This is a genomic window from Paracidovorax citrulli, from assembly GCF_900100305.1.
GTDB classification, from domain to species: Bacteria; Pseudomonadota; Gammaproteobacteria; order Burkholderiales; family Burkholderiaceae_C; genus Paracidovorax; species Paracidovorax citrulli.
In genome coordinates, this window is sequence record NZ_FNEY01000012.1 from 118,493 (window position 1) to 136,980 (window position 18,488).

At 69.2% G+C, this 18,488-nt stretch carries 17 protein-coding genes and 6 tRNA genes; 16 read left to right on the forward strand and 7 right to left on the reverse strand.

Annotated elements, in window-relative coordinates; genetic code table 11:
- Positions 1–23: 23 nt before the first annotated feature.
- On the reverse strand, positions 24–509 hold the full coding sequence (locus BLR99_RS10485) for a YajQ family cyclic di-GMP-binding protein (RefSeq protein ID WP_011794984.1): 486 nt from the start codon (positions 507–509) through the stop codon (positions 24–26).
- 66 nt (positions 510–575) lie between these two features.
- Between BLR99_RS10485 and murB the strand changes: the two genes are divergently transcribed.
- The gene (gene murB / locus BLR99_RS10490) at positions 576–1,649 is read left to right on the forward strand and encodes a UDP-N-acetylmuramate dehydrogenase (protein ID WP_074687152.1); all 1,074 of its coding nucleotides are present in this window, start codon (positions 576–578) and stop codon (positions 1,647–1,649) included.
- Between the two features lie 104 nt (positions 1,650–1,753).
- On the opposite strand, the gene argG is transcribed toward murB, so the two are convergent.
- The 4 genes from argG to BLR99_RS10510 form a co-directional block, all read right to left on the reverse strand.
- On the reverse strand, positions 1,754–3,097 hold the full coding sequence (argG, locus tag BLR99_RS10495; RefSeq protein ID WP_011794986.1) for an argininosuccinate synthase: 1,344 nt from the start codon (positions 3,095–3,097) through the stop codon (positions 1,754–1,756).
- A 59-nt stretch (positions 3,098–3,156) separates the two neighbouring features.
- A complete protein-coding gene (ppnP, locus tag BLR99_RS10500) occupies positions 3,157–3,474 on the reverse strand; it encodes a pyrimidine/purine nucleoside phosphorylase (protein ID WP_011794987.1) in 318 nt (105 codons plus the stop codon).
- A gap of 169 nt (positions 3,475–3,643) precedes the next feature.
- A complete protein-coding gene (locus BLR99_RS10505; protein ID WP_041827926.1) occupies positions 3,644–4,291 on the reverse strand; it encodes a glycine zipper 2TM domain-containing protein in 648 nt (215 codons plus the stop codon).
- Between the two features lie 132 nt (positions 4,292–4,423).
- Positions 4,424–4,822 (reverse strand): ArsC family reductase, encoded by a 399-nt coding sequence (locus tag BLR99_RS10510; protein WP_011794989.1) that lies wholly within the window; start codon positions 4,820–4,822, stop codon positions 4,424–4,426.
- Positions 4,823–4,857: 35 nt separating this feature from the next.
- Between BLR99_RS10510 and folC the strand changes: the two genes are divergently transcribed.
- From folC to BLR99_RS10585, 15 genes are all read left to right on the forward strand, one after another.
- On the forward strand, positions 4,858–6,183 hold the full coding sequence (gene folC / locus BLR99_RS10515) for a bifunctional tetrahydrofolate synthase/dihydrofolate synthase (RefSeq protein ID WP_011794990.1): 1,326 nt from the start codon (positions 4,858–4,860) through the stop codon (positions 6,181–6,183).
- A gap of 32 nt (positions 6,184–6,215) precedes the next feature.
- Positions 6,216–7,133 carry an SPOR domain-containing protein gene (locus BLR99_RS10520; protein WP_048857484.1) on the forward strand — a complete coding sequence of 306 codons (918 nt, stop codon included), beginning with the start codon at positions 6,216–6,218 and terminating at the stop codon, positions 7,131–7,133.
- A 20-nt stretch (positions 7,134–7,153) separates the two neighbouring features.
- A complete protein-coding gene (locus BLR99_RS10525; protein WP_011794992.1) occupies positions 7,154–7,642 on the forward strand; it encodes a CvpA family protein in 489 nt (162 codons plus the stop codon).
- Positions 7,643–7,742: 100 nt separating this feature from the next.
- On the forward strand, positions 7,743–9,248 hold the full coding sequence (gene purF / locus BLR99_RS10530) for an amidophosphoribosyltransferase (RefSeq protein ID WP_011794993.1): 1,506 nt from the start codon (positions 7,743–7,745) through the stop codon (positions 9,246–9,248).
- A gap of 10 nt (positions 9,249–9,258) precedes the next feature.
- Positions 9,259–10,494 carry an O-succinylhomoserine sulfhydrylase gene (locus BLR99_RS10535; RefSeq protein ID WP_011794994.1) on the forward strand — a complete coding sequence of 412 codons (1,236 nt, stop codon included), beginning with the start codon at positions 9,259–9,261 and terminating at the stop codon, positions 10,492–10,494.
- Positions 10,491–11,927 carry a glutamate--tRNA ligase gene (gene gltX, locus BLR99_RS10540; RefSeq protein WP_011794995.1) on the forward strand — a complete coding sequence of 479 codons (1,437 nt, stop codon included), beginning with the start codon at positions 10,491–10,493 and terminating at the stop codon, positions 11,925–11,927. The genes BLR99_RS10535 and gltX overlap by 4 nt, the downstream gene beginning before the upstream one ends.
- 67 nt (positions 11,928–11,994) lie before the next feature.
- Positions 11,995–12,070 (forward strand) — tRNA-Ala (locus tag BLR99_RS10545).
- Between the two features lie 32 nt (positions 12,071–12,102).
- Positions 12,103–12,178: transfer RNA gene (locus BLR99_RS10550), tRNA-Glu, on the forward strand.
- A gap of 52 nt (positions 12,179–12,230) precedes the next feature.
- Positions 12,231–12,307 (forward strand) — tRNA-Asp (locus tag BLR99_RS10555).
- Positions 12,308–12,380: 73 nt separating this feature from the next.
- A tRNA-Ala gene (locus BLR99_RS10560) sits at positions 12,381–12,456 on the forward strand.
- Positions 12,457–12,489: 33 nt separating this feature from the next.
- Positions 12,490–12,565, forward strand: a tRNA-Glu gene (locus BLR99_RS10565).
- A 51-nt stretch (positions 12,566–12,616) separates the two neighbouring features.
- Positions 12,617–12,693, forward strand: a tRNA-Asp gene (locus tag BLR99_RS10570).
- A 109-nt stretch (positions 12,694–12,802) separates the two neighbouring features.
- The gene (locus tag BLR99_RS10575) at positions 12,803–14,020 is read left to right on the forward strand and encodes an acetyltransferase domain-containing protein (RefSeq protein ID WP_011794996.1); all 1,218 of its coding nucleotides are present in this window, start codon (positions 12,803–12,805) and stop codon (positions 14,018–14,020) included.
- A gap of 114 nt (positions 14,021–14,134) precedes the next feature.
- Positions 14,135–15,355: a multidrug effflux MFS transporter gene (locus BLR99_RS10580; protein ID WP_011794997.1), complete on the forward strand. Its 1,221-nt coding sequence runs from the start codon at positions 14,135–14,137 to the stop codon at positions 15,353–15,355.
- A complete protein-coding gene (locus tag BLR99_RS10585; protein ID WP_081436502.1) occupies positions 15,352–16,863 on the forward strand; it encodes an MFS transporter in 1,512 nt (503 codons plus the stop codon). The genes BLR99_RS10580 and BLR99_RS10585 overlap by 4 nt, the downstream gene beginning before the upstream one ends.
- Before the next feature lie 62 nt (positions 16,864–16,925).
- On the opposite strand, the gene BLR99_RS10590 is transcribed toward BLR99_RS10585, so the two are convergent.
- Together BLR99_RS10590 and BLR99_RS10595 are read right to left on the reverse strand one after the other, a co-directional pair.
- A complete protein-coding gene (locus tag BLR99_RS10590; RefSeq protein WP_011794999.1) occupies positions 16,926–18,098 on the reverse strand; it encodes a DUF72 domain-containing protein in 1,173 nt (390 codons plus the stop codon).
- A gap of 35 nt (positions 18,099–18,133) precedes the next feature.
- Positions 18,134–18,488: integrase core domain-containing protein (locus tag BLR99_RS10595; RefSeq protein ID WP_139160156.1), on the reverse strand; the 355-nt coding region annotated here is incomplete at its 5' end.

Sequence of the window (18,488 nt, forward strand, 5' to 3'; positions counted from 1 at the left end):
AGCGGACAGGCGGCGGGCGCCCGTCAGTCGCGGAAGTTGTCGAAGGACAGCGGCACGTCGGTGATGTCCTTGCGGATCAGCGCCATGACGGCCTGCAGGTCGTCGCGCTTGGCGCCGGTCACGCGCACTTTCTCTTCCTGGATCGCGGCCTGCACCTTGATCTTGCTCTCCTTGACGAGCTTCTGGATCTTCTTGGCCAGCTCGCTCTCGATGCCGTTGCGCACCTTGATGACCTGCTTGACCTTGTCGCCGCCGATCTTCTGCACGTCGCCCTTGTCGAGGAAGCGGACGTCCACGTTGCGCTTGGTGAGCTTGTTGCGCAGGATGTCCTCGACCTGCTGCAGCTGGAACTCGGCATCGCCGAAGAGGGTGATTTCCTTGTCCTTGATCTCGATGGCGGCGGAGGTGCCCTTGAAATCGAAGCGGGTGCCGATTTCCTTGGCCGAGTTCTCCACGGCGTTCTTCACTTCCACGAGGTTGGCTTCACAGACGGTATCAAAAGAAGGCATGGCTTCGCTCTCGGTATCTCGGGTGGGGGGCCTCGCCGGCGAGGCCCGAATGCGACAATCCGGTGGATGTTAGTCGAGAAAAACGTCCCCCTGCAGGCCTGCAACACCTTCGGCATCGTGGCGCGCGCCCATACGCAGGTGCGTGCGCGCTCGGCCGGCGACGTGCGGGCGCTGCTCGCCGATCCGCAACTCGGCGCCGGCCCGCTGTTCGTGCTGGGCGGGGGCAGCAACATCGTGCTCACGGGCGACGTGAAGCCCGTCGTGCTCAAGATGGAGATCCCGGGCATCCGCCTGGTCGAGGAAACCCCGCGCGCCTGGATCGTGGAGGCCGGCGCGGGCGAGCGCTGGCACGACGCGGTCGCCTGGACGCTCGAGCATGGCTTTCCGGGGCTGGAGAACCTGGCCCTCATTCCCGGCACCGTGGGCGCCGCCCCCGTGCAGAACATCGGCGCGTACGGCGTCGAGCTGCAGGACCGTTTCGACTCGCTGGACGCCATCGACCTCGCCACGGGCCGCCCGTTCTCGCTGGACGCCGCCCAGTGCGCCTTCGGCTACCGCGACTCCGTCTTCAAGCACGCGCCCGCCGGCAACGGGGCCGATACCGGCCTGCCCCGGGGGATGGGCCTGGCGGGCCGGGCGGTCATCACCCATGTCCGCTTCCGCCTGCCCAAGCCCTGGAGGCCCGAACTGGGCTACCTGGACCTGGAGCGCAAGCGCCAGGAGGCGGGCGTGGAGCAGCCCACGGCCCGCCAGATCTTCGACTGGGTGTGCGAGGTGCGCCGCGCCAAGCTGCCCGATCCGGCCGTGCTCGGCAATGCCGGCAGCTTCTTCAAGAACCCGACCGTGACGCCGGAGCAGTGCTCGGACATCATCGCGCGCGACCCCAAGATCGTGCACTACCCGATGCCGGACGGCACCATCAAGCTCGCGGCCGGCTGGCTCATCGATGCCTGCGGCTGGAAGGGCAAGACCGTCGGCAAGGCCGGCGTGTACGAGAAGCAGGCCCTGGTGCTGGTCAACCGCGGCCGCGGTGGCGACAGCGTCACGGGCGGCGAGGTGATGACGCTGGCCAAGGCCATCCAGACGAGCGTCTATGAGCGCTTCGGCATCCGGCTCGAACCCGAGCCGGTCGTGGTCTGAGCCGGCCGCGAGGTCCGGGCCGCCGGACGTGAAAAAACCGCCCGGCCTTGCGGCGGAGCGGTTTCTCCGGGAGCGTGCCTGCCGCGGACGGCAGGGCCGCGGCCTTATTTGCGGCTGCTGTCGTCGCCCAGCTGCGCCAGCGCGGCATTGCCGCCCAGCGACAGCAGGCCCGCCTGCGCATAGACGCCGAGCTTGTCGCGCGTGTCCACGATGTCCAGGTTGCGCATGGTCAGCTGGCCGATGCGGTCGGCGGGGCTGAACGGCGCGTCTTCCACTTTTTCCATCGACAGGCGCTCCGGCGCGTAGGTCAGGTTGGGCGATTCGGTGTTCAGGATGGAGTAGTCGTTGCCGCGGCGCAGCTCGAGCGTCACGGTGCCGGTGACGGCGCGGGCCACCCAGCGCTGGGCGGTCTCGCGCAGCATGATGGCCTGCGGGTCGAACCAGCGGCCCTGGTAGAGCAGGCGGCCGAGCTTCAGGCCGTTCATGCGGTACTGCTCGATCGTGTCCTCGTTGTGGATGCCGCTCACCAGGCGTTCGTAGGCGATGTGCAGCAGCGCCAGGCCGGGGGCTTCGTAGATGCCGCGGCTCTTGGCCTCGATGATGCGGTTCTCGATCTGGTCGCACATCCCCAGGCCGTGGCGGCCGCCGATGCGGTTGGCTTCCAGGAACAGTTCCACCGGGTCGTTGAACTCGACGCCGTTCAGGGCCACCGGCTGGCCTTCCTCGAAGCGCACCGAGACTTCCTCGGCCTTGACGACCACGTCGTCCTTCCAGAACGCGACGCCCATGATCGGGTTCACGATGCGCATGCCGCTGTTCAGGAACTCCAGGTCCTTGGCCTCGTGCGTGGCGCCGAGCATGTTGGAGTCGGTGGAGTAGGCCTTCTCGGCGCTCATCTTGTAGCCGAAGCCTTCCTTCGTCATGAAGGCCGACATCTCGGCGCGGCCGCCCAGCTCGTCGATGAAGAGCTGATCCAGCCAAGGCTTGTAGATCTTGAGCGACGGGTTGGTCAGCAGGCCGTAGCGGTAGAAGCGCTCGATGTCGTTGCCCTTGAAGGTCGAGCCGTCGCCCCAGATGTGGACGTCGTCTTCCTTCATGGCGGCCACCAGCATCGTGCCCGTGACGGCGCGGCCCAGCGGCGTGGTGTTGAAGTAGGTGGCGCCGGCGGTGCGCACGTGGAAGGCGCCGGCCTGGAGGGCTGCGATACCTTCGTGGGCCAGCTGCGTGCGGCAGTCGATCAGGCGGGCCTTCTCGGCGCCGTATTCCATGGCCTTGCGCGGGATGGCGTCGTAGTCGGGCTCGTCGGGCTGGCCCAGGTTGGCGGTGTAGGCGTAAGGCAGGGCGCCCTTGTTCTTCATCCAGCGCAGGGCCGCGCTGGTGTCGAGGCCGCCGGAGAAGGCGATGCCGACCTTCTGGCCGGCGGGGAGGTTCTGGAGGATGGTCGCCATGGAAATCTCGGGTCGTGTCGGGTGCGTCGGTGCGGCAGTGGAGCGGTCTCGGCCGTGGATCAGCCGAAGTGGCAGATGTAGTGGTAGGCCTCGGTCACGCGGATCTCGAACTTCGAGTTGCCGGGCACGCTGAACTTGTCGCCCTCGCCGGACTTCACCCAGGCGTCGGTGCCGTCCAGCTTGTATTCGCAGGCGCCGCCCACGCATTCCATGATCTCCGGCGCGCCCGTGTTGAAGGTGAGGGTGGCGGGCAGGATCACGCCGACCGACTTCTTCGTGCCGTCGGGGAAGGTGATGCCGTGGCTCACGCACTTGCCGTCGAAGTACACGTTGGCTCGGGCGGTGACGGACACGCCGTCGATCTTTTCGGTCGTCATGGATGCGCTGTTCTCTGAAAGGGGAAGGAAGAGGGCGGAAGCCGAAGATTCTAGAGCGTGTCCGGCCGCGTCCTACACGGGATGCCCCGGCAGGGCCCCGGCGGACGCCCATGGCCCGGGCATGAAAAAGGAGCCCGAAGGCTCCTCGTCGCGGCGGGACGCGGCGCGTTCAGCGCCAGTACGGGTCGCCCGGAGGGCCGTAGGGCCGCCCGTAGGCGTCGCGGTACTCGATCACCGTGGCGGCCGGCGGCGTCACATAGGCGGGCGGGCCGGGCTGCGTGGACACCACCACGCCGGGCTGCACGTAGGTCGTCGTGGTGCTGCTGTACACCGGGGCGCGCGGTGCGCTCGCCAGGGGCTGCACGCTCAGCGGGATCCAGGCGCCCGGATCGTGCTGGGTGCGCGTGGTGTACTGGCGGCCTGCATATTCATACAGCACGTCGTAGCCCACGACCCGGTTCTCGTAATGTGTCTGGTTGGAGCAGCGCGTGACGTTCTGGTACTCGGGGCGGCTGCCCTCGATGTTGTTGCCCAGTATCGCGCCGCCGATCAGGCCCAGGGCCGTGGCGGCCACCCGGCCGCCGCCCTTGCCGATCGCATTGCCGGCGGCGCCACCGGCCACGGCGCCCAGCACGGCGCCGGCGCCGGTGGGACGGGATTCGGAATAAATCGTCTCGTTGCCGCAGACCTGCTGGGGAATGGCGACCTGCTGGGTGACGGGCGTGGCGGACAGGACCCGGCCCTGTTCCTGCGCGTGGGCGCTCGCGGCCGCGGCGGCCATGGCGGCGAGGGCGGTCCAGGCGATGATCTTTTTCATGGAGAAGCTCCTTTCGGTCGGCATATAACGCTCCGGCCTGCAGAAAAGTTTAGGTGCCGGCCGTGAAGCTGCCGGAGGGAGGACGTAAAACTCCGTAAAGTTCGGCGCCTTTCCGGCGGAGCGGTTGCCGTGTCACCGCTTGGAGGCGGCCGCGAGCCGTTCGTTCCATCGGGCGTCCTGGAAGCCGACCGTCACCTCGCCGCCGGCATCGCCCGTCCATTCCACCACCGGCCGCTTGATGGCGCTGGGCTGCGCCTGCAGCAGCGCGGCGGCGCTGGCGGCGTCGCTCACCGCGGCCTGGGCCTGCGGGTCCAGCTTGCGCCAGGTGGTGCCCTGGCGGTTCACCAGGGGCTCCCAGCCCAGCGATGCCATCCAGGCGGCGAGGCGCTCCGCCGGAACGCCCTGTTTCTTGAAGTCGTGGAAGCGGTACTCGACGCCATGCTCCGCGAGCCATGCGCGGGCCTTCTTGACCGTGTCGCAGTTGGGAATGCCATAGACGATGGGGGTGGGGGTACTCATGCGCCCGATCATCCTGCAACGCCGCCTCGGCGACAATCGCCGGCTCTATGCACACCACTTTCGACACCCTGGACGGCTGGCTGGCCCATTGCGAACGCATCCACCCGAAAACCATCGACATGGGCCTGGAGCGGGTGGGCGAGGTGGCGCGCCGGCTCGGGCTGCGTTTCACCTGCCCCGTCATCACGGTGGCCGGCACGAACGGCAAGGGTTCCACCTGCGCCATGCTGGAGGCGGTGGCGCTGCAGTCGGGCTACCGCACCGGCGTCTATACCTCGCCGCACCTCGTGAAGTTCGAGGAGCGCTGCCGCATCCGGGGCGAGAGTGTCGGGGCGGACGATCTGGTCCCGCACTTCGCGGCCGTGGAGGCGGCGAGAACGCATGGCGGCGCGGAGGTGTCCCTGTCCTACTTCGAGTTCACCACGCTCGCCATCCTGCGCCTCATGAGCCAGGCGGGCCTGGATGTCGCCATCCTGGAGGTGGGCCTGGGCGGCCGCCTCGACGCGACCAATGTCGTGGATACCGACTGCGCGGTCATCACCAGCATCGACATCGACCACACGGAGTTCCTGGGACCGGACCGCGAATCCATCGGCCGGGAGAAGGCCGGCATCATGCGGCCGGGCCGTCCCGCCATCGTCAGCGACCCCATGGCACCGCAGAGCGTGCTGGACCACGCGCGCGCCCTCGGAGCCGACCTGTGGCAGTTCGGCCAGGACTTCAATTTTTCCGGCGACAAGCAGCAGTGGGCCTGGGCGGGGCGGGGTCGCCGCTATGCCGGGCTGGCCTACCCGGCACTGCGGGGGGCCAACCAGCTGGTCAACGCCTCCGGCGTGCTGGCCGCCCTGGAGGCGCTGCGCGACCGGCTGCCGATCACGGCCCAGGCCGTGCGCACCGGCCTGGCCATGGTGGAGCTGCCGGGGCGCTTCCAGATCGTCCCGGGCCAGCCCACCCTGGTACTGGACGTGGCCCACAACCCGCATTCGGTGGCGGCGCTCACCGCCAACCTGGACGCCATGGGCTTTTTCCCGACCACCCATGCGGTGTTCGGCGCCATGGCCGACAAGGACCTCGCTCCCATGCTGGCCCGCATCGGCCCGCTGGTGGACCGCTGGTACTTCACCGACCTGCCGACGCCGCGTGCCGAAACCGCCGCCGCCCTGCAGCAGAAGTGGAACGCCCTGCAGATCGTCGCCGGCGGACGCCGCGAAGTGCGCACCAGCCTGCACCCGGACCCATGGCAGGCGCTGCAGGCGGCCGTGGCCGCTGCAGAGCCGACTGATAGAATCGTGGTCTTTGGCTCCTTCTATACGGTCGGCGGTGTGCTGCACCACGGAACGCCCCGCCTGCAGGCCAAGCACCTGGGCACTTGAGCATCCGACAGCGCACTCCCCGCACTGCATCCATGGCATTTTTCAAGTTTCGTTGGCCCGGCCGCAAGGAGCAGCCCGAGCAGCCCGCAAAGCCCGCCAAGCGGTCGCGCGCAGGCGCCACCCAGGCCGCGGAAAGCATCGAGGCGATGCGGCGGCGCGCCCGCCATCGCCTGATCGGCGCGGCCGTACTCGTGCTGGTCGGCATCGTGGGCTTCCCGATGCTGTTCGATACCCAGCCGCGGCCCATCCCCGTGGACATCCCGATCGACATTCCCGACCGCAACAAGGTGGCGCCCCTGGTCGTGCCCGAGGCGGCCCAGGCGGCGTCCGCTCCGGCGGCCCCGGGCACCGCCGCCAAGCCCCCGGCAGCCCCCCCGGCCACGGCGGGCCTGTCCGACGGCGAGGAGGTCATCCAGCCGTCGCGCAGTGCCGCCGCGCAGGCGCCCCAGGCGCCCGCTCCGGCGCCGGCTCCTGCCGCGGCGCCGCGGCAGGAAACGCACCATGCCGACAGCCGTGCCGCGGCTTCGAAGCCCGAAGCGAAGCCGGCGAAGCCCGCCCACGAAACCCGGCCCGAAACCAGGCCCGAAACCAAGCCCGCAGTGGCCGAGGCGCGCCCGTCCGCGCCGGCTCCTGCTGCCACACCCCGCGACGACGCGGCGCGCGCCCGTGCGCTCCTCGAAGGACGCGAGGGGGCCGCGGCCGCGCACAAGGGCGACGACGGCGCGCGCCTGATCGTGCAGGTCGGTGCTTTCGCTGATGGCGACAAGGCCCGCGAAGTGCGCCAGTCGCTCGAGCGTGCGGGGCTCAAGACCTATACCCAGGTGGTGGATACCAAGGACGGCAAGCGCACGCGGGTGCGGGTCGGGCCTTTCGCCAGCAAGGCGGAGGCGGACAAGGCCGCGGCGCGCATCAAGGGCCTGGGCCTCTCGGCCTCGGTGCTTGCGCTGTAACCCGCGTGGAGCGGGGCGGCATGGCGGCGCTGGATTGGATCTTCGTGGCGGCGCTGCTGGCCTCCCTGCTCCTGGGGGCCTGGCGCGGGCTGGTGTACGAGGTGCTTTCGCTGGCCGGCTGGGTGGTCGCTTTTTTCGTGGCGCAGTGGTGGGCCGCCGATGCGGCGGCGCTGCTGCCGATCTCGGAGTCGGCCGGCTCCATCCGCCATGCGGCGGGTTTCCTGCTGGTTTTCGTGGGCACGGTGTTCGCTTGCGGGTTCGTCGCATGGCTGGCCAAGAAGCTGATCGAGGCGATCGGCCTGCGGCCGGCGGACCGGACGCTCGGCGCGGCGTTCGGCCTGCTGCGCGGCCTGGTGCTGCTGCTGGCCGCCACGCTCGTGGCCCTGTGGACGCCGATCCACGAGGCGGCGTGGTGGAAAGAGTCCGCGACGGTCCCCATATGGACCGGGATGCTGGCGGTGCTGAAGCCGGCGCTGCCGGAAACGCTCGGGCGGCACCTGCCCGGGTGACGGTGTTTGTTTCGTTCGCGGCGGCCATCCCTGCAAAGGACGCCGCGGCGGGTTTTTGGGATATCGCGGGCCAGGCCCGCATCTGGATGGAACGCTAACTATGTGTGGAATCGTCGGTGTGGTCAGCACGGCTCCCGTCAACCAGCTGATCTATGACGCCTTGCTGCTGCTGCAGCACCGGGGGCAGGATGCCGCGGGCATCGTCACGCAGCAGGAACGCAAGTTCTTCATGCACAAGGCCAAGGGCATGGTCCGCGACGTGTTCCGCACCCGCAACATGCGCGCACTGCCCGGCACGGTGGGCCTGGGGCAGGTGCGCTATCCCACGGCCGGCAACGCCTACAGCGAGGAAGAGGCCCAGCCCTTCTACGTGAACGCCCCGTTCGGCATCGTGCTGGTGCACAACGGCAACCTCACCAATGCCCAGTCGCTGCGGGCCGAGCTGTTCTCCACCGACCACCGCCACACCAACACGGAAAGCGACTCCGAGGTGCTGCTCAACGTGTTCGCGCACGAACTCGAGCGCGCCACGCGCGGCGTGCCGCTGCAGGTCGAGGACGTCTTCGCCGCGGTGGCCGCCGTGCACCGGCGCGTGAAGGGCTCCTATGCCGTGATCGCGCTGATCGCGGGCCATGGCCTGCTGGCCTTCCGCGATCCGCACGGCATCCGCCCGCTGTGCATCGGCCGCAGCGCGGACGGCACGGTGATGGTGGGCAGCGAATCGGTGGCGCTGGAAGGCACCAACCATGTGTTCGAGCGCGACGTGCAGCCCGGCGAGGCCGTGTTCATCACGCCCGACGGCACCGTGCACGCCCGCCAGTGCGCGCAGGCGCCGCAGCTCAACCCCTGCATCTTCGAGTTCGTCTATCTCGCGCGGCCCGATTCCGTGCTGGACGGCATCTCCGTGTACCAGGCGCGCCTCAACCTGGGCGAGGCCCTGGCCAAGCGCGTGGTGTCCACGGTGCCGCCCAACGAGATCGACGTGATCATCCCGATCCCCGAATCCAGCCGCCCGAGCGCCACGCAGCTCGCGCACCTGCTCGGCATTCCGTACCGCGAGGGCTTCGTGAAGAACCGCTACGTGGGCCGCACCTTCATCATGCCGGGGCAGGGCGTGCGCAAGAAGTCCGTGCGCCAGAAGCTCAACGTGATCGCCAGCGAATTCAAGGGCCGCAACGTGCTGCTGGTGGACGACTCCATCGTGCGCGGCACGACCTCGCGCGAGATCGTGCAGATGGCCCGCGACGCCGGCGCGCGCAAGGTGTACCTCGCCAGCGCCGCGCCGCCGGTGCGCTATCCCAACGTGTACGGCATCGACATGCCCACCAGCAATGAGCTGGTCGCGCATGGCCGCACGGTGGAGGAAGTGCGCCAGGCCATCGGCTGCGACGCCCTGATCTACCAGGACGTGAATGCCATGAAGAAGGCCGTGGGCTCGCTCAACGGCGGCATCGAGGGCTTCGACGCTTCGTGCTTCGACGGCGTGTATGTCACGGGCGACATCACCGCGCAGGACATCGCGCGCCTGAACGAGGGCCGCGTCGGCAAGGAGGAACAGGAAGAGGACACCTCCCGCCTGGCCCTGCCGAACGCCCAGGACGCCTGAAGGAAACGCCGTGGCCCATGACAGAACGAACGGCGCCGGGGGGCTTCCCGACGGCCTGCATCCCGACACGCTCGCCGTGCGGGAATCCATTCCGCGCAGCCAGTACGGGGAGCATTCCGAAGCGCTCTACCTGAGCAGCAGCTTCGTGCAGCCCGATGCGCAGACCGCCGCGCTGCGCTTCGCGGGCGAGGAAGACGGCTACACCTATACGCGCACGGCCAATCCCACGGTGACGGCCTTCGAGCGGCGGCTGGCCGCCATGGAGGGCACCGAGACCGCCATCGGCACGGCCACCGGCATGTCCGCCATCCTGCTCATGTGCCTGGCGCTGCTCAAGGCGGGCGACCACGTGGTGTGCTCGCAGTCGATGTTCGGCTCCACCATCAAGCTGATCGGCGGCGAGCTGTCGCGCTTCGGCGTCGAGACCACCTTCGTGCCGCAGACGGATGCCGCCGCCTGGAAGGCCGCGCTGCGCCCCGCGACGCGCCTGATGTTCGCCGAGACGCCCACCAACCCGCTCACCGACCTGTGCGACATCGCCGCGCTGTCGGCCATCGCGCGCGAGGCCGGCGTGCTGCTGGCCGTGGACAACTGCTTCGCTTCGCCCGCCCTGCAGCAGCCGGCGAAGTGGGGCGCCGACCTCGTCATCCATTCCGGCACCAAGTTCCTCGACGGCCAGGGCCGCGTCATGGCCGGCGCCGTGTGCGGCCCGCGCTCGCTCATCGACGACAAGCTGGGCCCCATGATCCGCAGCGCGGGCATGAACCTGTCGCCCTTCAACGCCTGGGTGGTGCTCAAGGGGCTGGAGACGCTGTCCATCCGCGTGCGGGCCCAGGCCGACAATGCCCTGCGCCTGGCCACGTGGCTTCAGGCGCATCCCGGCGTGGCGCGCGTCTATTACCCGGGCCTCGCCTCGCATCCCCAGCATGCGCTGGCGATGCGCCAGCAATCCGGCCTGGGCGGCGCGGTGCTCTCCTTCGACGTGAAGTCGCAGGGCGATGCCGATGCGGCGCGCCGCAGCGCCTTCCACGTCATCGACAGCACGCGCGTGTGCAGCATCACCGCCAACCTCGGCGACGTGAAGACCACCGTCACCCATCCCGCGAGCACCTCGCACGGGCGCCTGACCGAGGCGCAGCGCCAGGCCGCCGGCATCGGCCAGGGGCTGATCCGCGTGGCCGTCGGCCTGGAACACATCGAAGACCTGAAGGCCGACCTCGCGCGCGGCCTGGATACCCTGCAATGAGCCAAAGCCTTTCTTCCGCTTCCTCCAGCGGCGCGCCGCAGCGCGTGCGCACCCGTTTCGCGCCGTCCCCCACGGGCTTCATCCACCTGGGCAACATCCGCTCGGCGCTCTACCCGTGGGCGTTCGCGCGCGCCACGGGCGGCGACTTCATCCTGCGCATCGAGGACACCGACGTGGAGCGTTCGAGCCAGGCCGCCGTGGATGTCATCCTGGAAGGCATGCAGTGGCTGGGCATGGAGCCGGACGAAGGCCCGTTCTACCAGATGCAGCGCATGGACCGCTACAAGGAAGTGCTGGCGCAGATGCAGGCGCAGGGCCTGGTCTATCCGTGCTACATGAGCGTGGCGGAGCTCGACGCGCTGCGCGAGCGCCAGATGCAGGCCAAGCAGAAGCCGCGCTACGACGGCACGTGGCGCCCGGAGGAGGGCAAGACGCTGCCGCCGGTGCCCGAGGGCGTGCAGCCGGTGCTGCGCTTCCGCAATCCCGTCGGCGGCTCCGTGGTCTGGGAAGACAAGGTCAAGGGCCGCATCGAGATCCAGAACGACGAGCTCGACGACCTCGTCATCGCGCGTCCGGACGGCACGCCCACGTACAACTTCTGCGTGGTGGTGGACGACATCGACATGGCCATCACCCACGTGATCCGCGGTGACGACCACGTCAACAACACGCCGCGCCAGATCAACATCTTCCGCGCGCTCGGCAAGGAGCCGCCGGTGTATGCCCACCTGCCCACCGTGCTCAACGAGCAGGGCGAGAAGATGAGCAAGCGCAACGGCGCCAAGCCCGTCACGCAGTACCGCGACGAAGGCTACCTGCCCGAGGCGATGGTGAACTACCTCGCGCGCCTGGGCTGGAGCCATGGCGACGACGAAATCTTCTCGCGCGAGCAGTTCCTGGAATGGTTCGACCTGGACCACCTGGGCCGCAGCGCGGCGCAGTTCGACGAGGCCAAGCTGCGCTGGGTGAACGCCCAGCACCTGAAGGCCACGGCCGACGAGCGTCTGGCCGAGCTGGTGGCGCCGCGCCTCGCGGCCCGCGGCATCGCGCAGTCCGAACTGGCTGACGGCCGGCTGCCACGCATCTGCGCGCTCTTCAAGGACCGCTGCGACACGCTGGTGGCGCTGGCCGACTGGGCCCATGTGTTCTACGGCGAAGTGACCCCGAACGAGGAGGAACGCGCCAAGCACGTGGTGGACGCGGTGAAGCCGGCGATCGCCGCGCTCTCGGATGCGCTCGCGCAGTGCGCCTGGGACAAGGCCAGCATCGCCGCCGCCTTCAAGGAAGTGCTGGCCGCGCAGGGCCTCAAGATGCCCCAATTGGCCATGCCGGTGCGCGTGCTCACCGTGGGCACGGCGCACACGCCGTCGGTCGATGCGGTGCTCGAACTGCTCGGACGCGAAAAAATTGCAGCGAGATTGCGAACGGCCTGAAAACCTGTCTATAATTCAAGGCTGAGGAGATGACGACGATAAATAACAATATCGACGGCATCGAAGTGGGGGTATAGCTCAGCTGGGAGAGCGCTTGCATGGCATGCAAGAGGTCAGCAGTTCGATCCTGCTTACCTCCACCAAACTGAATCGAGAACGGAAGTTCCCAGGTTTTGACCCTATCGTCTAGAGGCCTAGGACATCACCCTTTCACGGTGAGTACCGGGGTTCGAATCCCCGTAGGGTCGCCAAGTTCGTGGCACTTGGCTTGCATGAAGTTGCAAGCAGAACAGCCGCCTGCCAGGAGTGGTAGTTCAGTTGGTTAGAATACCGGCCTGTCACGCCGGGGGTCGCGGGTTCGAGTCCCGTCCACTCCGCCAGATTCAAAACCTTTGCAGGTGGTTCGCGCAAAGGTCGATATTTTGGTGATGCCGCAAGGCGTTGCCGGGATACGGGGGTATAGCTCAGCTGGGAGAGCGCTTGCATGGCATGCAAGAGGTCAGCAGTTCGATCCTGCTTACCTCCACCAAACCATTTTTGAGAACGGAAGTTCCCAGGTTTTGACCCTATCGTCTAGAGGCCTAGGACATCACCCTTTCACGGTGAGTACCGGGGTTCGAATCCCCGTAGGGTCGCCAAGTTCACGGCACTTGGCCTGCATGAGAATGCAGGTGAAACGCTGTCTGCCAGGAGTGGTAGTTCAGTTGGTTAGAATACCGGCCTGTCACGCCGGGGGTCGCGGGTTCGAGTCCCGTCCACTCCGCCAGTTTATCCAGGCCGATGCATATCGCGCCTGGGCGCACCAAAGCCGCAGCGAGCGATCGTTGCGGCTTTTTTCTTGCCTCCCGCTTTCCCGTCACCGCGTACTCCCGCCGATGCCGTCCTCCCCCACGTCCGCTCCGCCGCTTTCCTCCGTGCCACCCGCCACGCCTGCGGCATCCGCCGCATCGGCCACGCCACGCCTGGTGTCCATCGATGCACTGCGCGGCCTGGTGATCGTCTTCATGCTGCTCGACCACGTGCGCGAAACGTTCTTCATGCACCACCAGGTCACGGATCCGATGGCGGTGGCCGACACGCCGCCGGCCGTGTTCTTCAGTCGCCTGCTGGCGCACCTGTGCGCGCCGGTCTTCATCTTTCTCGCAGGGCTGTCCGCGTGTCTCTATGGGAGCCGCCAGCCGGACGGGCGCCGGGCCGCCACCGTGTTCCTCGCGCAGCGCGGGCTCTTCCTGGTGGTGCTGGAACTCACGGTGGTGAATTTCGCGTGGACCTTCCAGTGGCCACCGCAGGTCGTCTATCTGCAGGTGATCTGGGTCATCGGCCTGAGCATGCTGGCGCTGGCCCTGCTGCTGTGGCTGCCGCGCGGCGTGCTCGTGGCGGTGGGGCTGTTGCTGGTGGCGGGCCACAACCTGCTCGACGGCGTGCACTTTCCCGCAGGGCATGCCCTGCACGTGCCGTGGGCCATCCTGCACGACCGGGGATGGCTCGCATTGGGCGACGGCCTGCGGATGCGCACGTCCTATCCGCTGCTGCCCTGGATCGGCGTGATCGCGCTGGGGTATGCCGCGGGCCCCTGGTTCACCGCCGGGGCAGGCGCGGGGCAGCGGCGCCGTCGCCTGGTGGCCTGGTCGGCGGGTGCGCTGGCGTTGTTCATGGCGCTGCGGTGGCTGAACGCCTATGGCGACCATCCCCGGGCCGTGGGTGCCACGCCGCTGGAAACCGTGATGGGTTTCCTGAACGTGACGAAGTACCCGCCCTCGCTGCTCTTCGTGGCGCTGACGTTGGGGATCGGCCTGGCACTGCTCGCGGCCTTCGAGCGCGTGCCGGCGCGGGCGGGGTGGATGCGGGTGCTGGTGGCCTTCGGGGCCGCGCCCATGTTCTTCTATGTGCTGCACCTGTATGTGCTGAAGGTGCTCTACCTCGGCGCGCTGGGACTCTGGGGGCCCAACCAGGGGCGCTATTTCGGTTTCGACGCGGTGTGGCAGGTGTGGCTCTGCACGGCGGTGCTGGCCACGCTGCTCTACGGGCCCGTGCGTGCCTTCGGGACCTTCAAGGCGCGGCGAAAAGACCTGGCCTGGCTGCGGTTCCTGTAGAGCGTGCAGCCCCGGGGTCCGGGCGCATGCCGGCCAAGCTTTCCGCACAGGGGCATCTGCGCGCGCGCTTCGGCGAGGGCCGGCGCGGGGCTTTTCTCCTGGCGACAATGCGGGATGCCTTCTTCGCCTTTCCTGCGCATGGCCCTGGTACTGGGCCTGCTTTCCGCCATCGGCCCCTTCGCGATCGACATGTACCTGCCTGCGCTGCCCGAGATCGGGCATGGCCTGGGCGCGCCCGTGGGCGCGGTGCAGTGGAGCCTGACGGCCTTCTTCCTCTCGCTCGGCGTGGGCCAGTTGCTCTACGGCCCGCTGTCGGACATGGCCGGGCGCAAGCCGCCGCTCTATTTCGGGCTGGTGCTGTTCACCGTGGCGAGCGTCGGCTGTGCGCTGGCGACCACCATCGAGACCCTGCTCGTGCTGCGCTTCCTGCAGGGATTGGGCGCGGCCGCGGGGATGGTGGTGCCGCGCGCCGTGGTGCGGGACCTGCACACGGGCCACGAGGCCGCACGGCTGATGTCGCTGCTGATGCTGGTGTTCAGCGTGTCGCCATTGCTGGCGCCGCTCGCCGGCAGCGGCGTGATCGCTCTCGCGGGCTGGCGTGGCGTGTTCTGGGCGGTGGCGATCGCCGCGCTGGCCGGACTGCTGCTGGTGCGCTTTGCGCTCGCCGAGACCCGGCCCGCCGCGGAGCGGACGCAAAGCACCCTGGGCAGCGCGCTGCGGGGCTACGGCCTGCTGCTGCGCGACCCGCATTACCTGGGCCTGGTGTTCATCGGCGGCTGCGCGATGGCGGGCTTCTTCGTGTACCTGGCGGGCTCGCCCTTCGTGCTCATCAACCACTACGGGCTCACGCCCACGCAGTACAGCCTGGCGTTCTCGTTCAATGCCGCGGCGTTTTTCGCCATGGCGCAGTTCAACGGCATGCTGGCCGCCCGCTTCGGGCTGGAGCCGATCGTGAAGGTGGCGGCCACCGCCTCGTCGGCGGTGATGGCCGTGATGCTCGGCTACTACCTGCTGGGCGGTGACCGGCTCGCGGTGCTGATCGGCCTGTACTTCATGGCGAGCGCGCTCATGGGGCTGGTGATTCCCACGACCTCGGTGCTGGCGCTGGAGGAGCACGGCGCGATCGCGGGCACGGCCTCTGCGCTGATGGGCACGCTGCAGATGCTCACGGGTGCCGTGGCGATGGGGCTGGTGGGGCTGTTCGCCGATGGCCGGCCGCTGCCGATGGTCGCGGGGATGGCGACGGGGGCGTTTCTCGGCACGGCGCTGTGCTGGACCACGCTGGGCCGCGCCCGCGTGGCGCCCGGCCGGGGCCGCCGGGGAGCCCGGGCGTGAGCGGTGTGACACCTGGCACGGCTTCCGGCGCGGGGCAGCGCAGTTCCGCGGAAGCCGCCGTGTCGCGGCCTGCAGGCGTGGCGGACGGACTGGAGCCGCCGGAGCGCGGGAGGGCGATGCTGGTGATCATCCTCGGCATCGCGGTCGCGGTGCTGGACGGCAGCATCATGAACCTCGCGCTGCCCACCATCGCCCGGGAACTGCAGGCCGGCGCGCCGCAGGCCATCTGGGTGGTGAACGCCTACCAGATCGCCACGCTCGGCATGCTGCTGCCGCTCGCCGCGCTCGGGGAGCGCATCGGCTACCGGCGGGTGTACCTGCTGGGCATGGGCCTGTTCGCGGTGTCGTCTCTGGGCGCCATGCTGGCGTCGTCGCTGGAGGTGCTGATCGCGGCGCGGGCCGTGCAGGGCCTGGGCGCGGCGGGCATCATGAGCGTGAACGCGGCGCTGGTGCGCATGATCTATCCGCGCGCGCGGCTCGGGCAGGGGCTGGCGCTCAATTCGCTGGTCGTCGCCGCATCGTCGGTGGCAGGGCCCTCGGTGGCGGCTGCCATCCTCTCGGTGTCGTCCTGGCCGATGTTGTTCGCGATCAACCTGCCGCTGGGGGTGGCGACGCTCTGGCTCGGCCGGCGCGCGCTGCCGTTCAATCCAAATCCACCGCCGCCATCGCAGGGGGCGAAGGCGGGCGCGCGGTTTTCCGTGATCGATGTGGCGCTCAACGTGCTGATGTTCGCGCTGGTGTTCATCGGCGGCGACCAGTTGGGCGTGCATGGCGGGGCGGGCGCGCTGCCGCTCGGCCCCGCGCTGACGCTGCTGGCGGGCCTGGCGGTGGGGGTGGTGTTCGTGCGCCGGCAGGTGCGCGCCGACCGCCGTGGCGAGACGCCGCTTTTCCCGGTGGATCTGCTGCGCATTCCGGTGTTCTCGCTGTCGATGGGGGCGTCAATCGCGGCCTTCTGCGCGCAGATGCTCGCGTTCCTGGCGCTGCCGTTCCTGCTGCTGGAGGCGCACGGCCGCTCGCATGCCGAGGCCGGTCTGCTCATCACGCCCTGGCCGCTGGCCATCGTGGCTGTCGCGCCGCTCGCAGGGCGCCTGATCGGCCGCGTGCCGGACGGCCTGCTGGGCGGCATCGGCATGGCCGTGCTGGCACTGGGGCTGGGGGCGCTGGCCGGGATGCCGCAGGATGCGGGCGCGTTCGGCGTGGTGTGGCGCATGGCGCTGTGCGGCGTGGGGTTCGCGCTGTTCCAGTCGCCCAACAACCACACGATCGTCACGTCCGCGCCGCTGCACCGCTCGGGGGCAGCGGGCGGCATGCTGAGCACGGCCCGGCTCACGGGCCAGACGCTGGGCGCCGTGCTGCTCGCGGTGATCTTCGCGATCCAGGGCACGCACGGCGGCCATGCCGAGGCCGTGGCGTTCTGGCTCGCTGCGGGCAGCGCGGCGGTGGCGGGCGTGTGCAGCGTGCTGCGGTTGGGGCCGGCAAGGGCTGCCAGGGTGGACTCGGGGCACTGACACCGCGCTGGCGCAACGCTCGGCGCGGGCGCTCGCGGCGGCCGCTGCCGCCCACCTTGTGGTCAGGCCTTGGAGCCGTCGTCGGATTCCGGGTCTGCGTCTGCGTTCGGTGCCGGGTCGCCACCTGTCGCGGCACTGGCGGGCGGGCGATGGCCCTGCAGCGCTGCCACCTCGCCCGCCAGGGTACGAATGGTGATCGGCGCGCAGCCCTCCGCATGGTTGCTGATCGCGACGAACGCGTTCTGCCCCCTGCCGGTGATGCCCGCCAGCGTGCGCGCCAGCAGCGCATGCACCTCCGGCGCGGGATGCACGACGCGGTCGAACGGGCTGTAGAGCGCTTCGGCCTCTTCGTAGCCGTAGGCGCCATGCACGGGGTTGAGGTTCCAGCGGCACACCAGCGGGCCCGGCCACAGCCTGCGCAGCAGCCGCAACTGCTCCTCGAGCGGCGGCATCTTGGCATGCAGCCCGAGGCAATAGGTGGCGCCGGCCGAGAGCAGCGCTTCGGCGAACAGCGGCTCGTATTCCGGCGACAGCCACTCCGGATCGCGCACCTCCACGGCCAGCACGCCGTCCGGTGCGGCGGGGGCGAGCGGCGGCATCGCGCGCAGCAGGGCGCCTAGCTGGGCGATGGTGCCTTCGAGGCGATGGAGCTGCGCCAGCGGCAAGGGGCTCAACTGGAACACCAACGCTCCGATCTTGGCCCCCAGGCCTTCCAGCGCGGGCGCCACGAATTCCTGGAGTGCCAGTGCGGGGTCGAGGAAGGCCGGGTTCGGCGCGCGCCCGCGGCCGTCCTCGGCGCGCACCAGTGCATCGGTCACCAAGCTTGGCGCCTTCACGATGAAGCGGAAGTCGTCGGGCACCTGCGAGGCGTAGCCCGCGTACTGGCTCACGGTGAGAGGCTTGTAGAAACCGCGGTCGATGCTCACGGTGCGCATCAGCGGGTGCCGTGCATACGCGGCCAGTCCCTGGCGCGCCAGGGTGGATTCGGAGTGCTCGCCTTCCCAGACCAGGCCTTTCCAGCCGGGGTAGCTCCAGGAGGAGCCGCCGAGCCGCAGCTGCTGGGGCAGGGCGGCGGCGAGGGCCAGCAGGCCGGGGTCGGGCTCGATGGGGTGGACGCCACCGGCCCGCGGCCGACGGCGTGGCGCGGCGGCGGGAGATTCGGTGGCCGGCCCGGGCGGTGCGGGAGAGGGCGCAGGAGGCGGCGGAAGGTCGTCGCCGAAGAGCGAATCTTGCATGGGGCTCCTTATCTTATCGGAGCTTCCCTTCCGCGCTAGCTGTTGAGTCTCACGAGGTTGTTCACACCCGGAATGCGTGTGATGGGAGGCTGATGGCCGAGCGCGGAGTGTGGCCGGCACCAGTTGTAGCCGTCAATGAAGGGCTGCAGGGCAGCCGTGCGTTGGGCTGAGCTTTCGTAGGGTCTGGCATAGGCCCACTCCCGCAGGCTGGTCTGTACGAATCGCTCGGCCTTGCCGTTGGTCTTGGGCGTATAGGGCCGCGTGCGGATGTGGCGGATGCCCAATTCCTCGCAGGCCGCGCGGAAGGCGTTTTTGTAGCCAGAGCCGTTGTCGGTCATGACGCGCTCGATGCGTACGCCGATGTTGGCGTAGTAGGCCACCGCGTCTCGC

Coding starts and splice junctions, on each gene's coding strand:
- BLR99_RS10485 (WP_011794984.1), bottom strand. CDS start 509: ATGCCTTCTTTTGATACCGTCTGTGAAGCCAACCTCGTGGAAGTGAAG.
- murB (WP_074687152.1), top strand. CDS start 576: ATGTTAGTCGAGAAAAACGTCCCCCTGCAGGCCTGCAACACCTTCGGC.
- argG (WP_011794986.1), bottom strand. CDS start 3,097: ATGGCGACCATCCTCCAGAACCTCCCCGCCGGCCAGAAGGTCGGCATC.
- ppnP (WP_011794987.1), bottom strand. CDS start 3,474: ATGACGACCGAAAAGATCGACGGCGTGTCCGTCACCGCCCGAGCCAAC.
- BLR99_RS10505 (WP_041827926.1), bottom strand. CDS start 4,291: ATGAAAAAGATCATCGCCTGGACCGCCCTCGCCGCCATGGCCGCCGCG.
- BLR99_RS10510 (WP_011794989.1), bottom strand. CDS start 4,822: ATGATCGGGCGCATGAGTACCCCCACCCCCATCGTCTATGGCATTCCC.
- folC (WP_011794990.1), top strand. CDS start 4,858: ATGCACACCACTTTCGACACCCTGGACGGCTGGCTGGCCCATTGCGAA.
- BLR99_RS10520 (WP_048857484.1), top strand. CDS start 6,216: ATGGCATTTTTCAAGTTTCGTTGGCCCGGCCGCAAGGAGCAGCCCGAG.
- BLR99_RS10525 (WP_011794992.1), top strand. CDS start 7,154: ATGGCGGCGCTGGATTGGATCTTCGTGGCGGCGCTGCTGGCCTCCCTG.
- purF (WP_011794993.1), top strand. CDS start 7,743: ATGTGTGGAATCGTCGGTGTGGTCAGCACGGCTCCCGTCAACCAGCTG.
- gltX (WP_011794995.1), top strand. CDS start 10,491: ATGAGCCAAAGCCTTTCTTCCGCTTCCTCCAGCGGCGCGCCGCAGCGC.
- BLR99_RS10575 (WP_011794996.1), top strand. CDS start 12,803: ATGCCGTCCTCCCCCACGTCCGCTCCGCCGCTTTCCTCCGTGCCACCC.
- BLR99_RS10580 (WP_011794997.1), top strand. CDS start 14,135: ATGCCTTCTTCGCCTTTCCTGCGCATGGCCCTGGTACTGGGCCTGCTT.
- BLR99_RS10590 (WP_011794999.1), bottom strand. CDS start 18,098: ATGCAAGATTCGCTCTTCGGCGACGACCTTCCGCCGCCTCCTGCGCCC.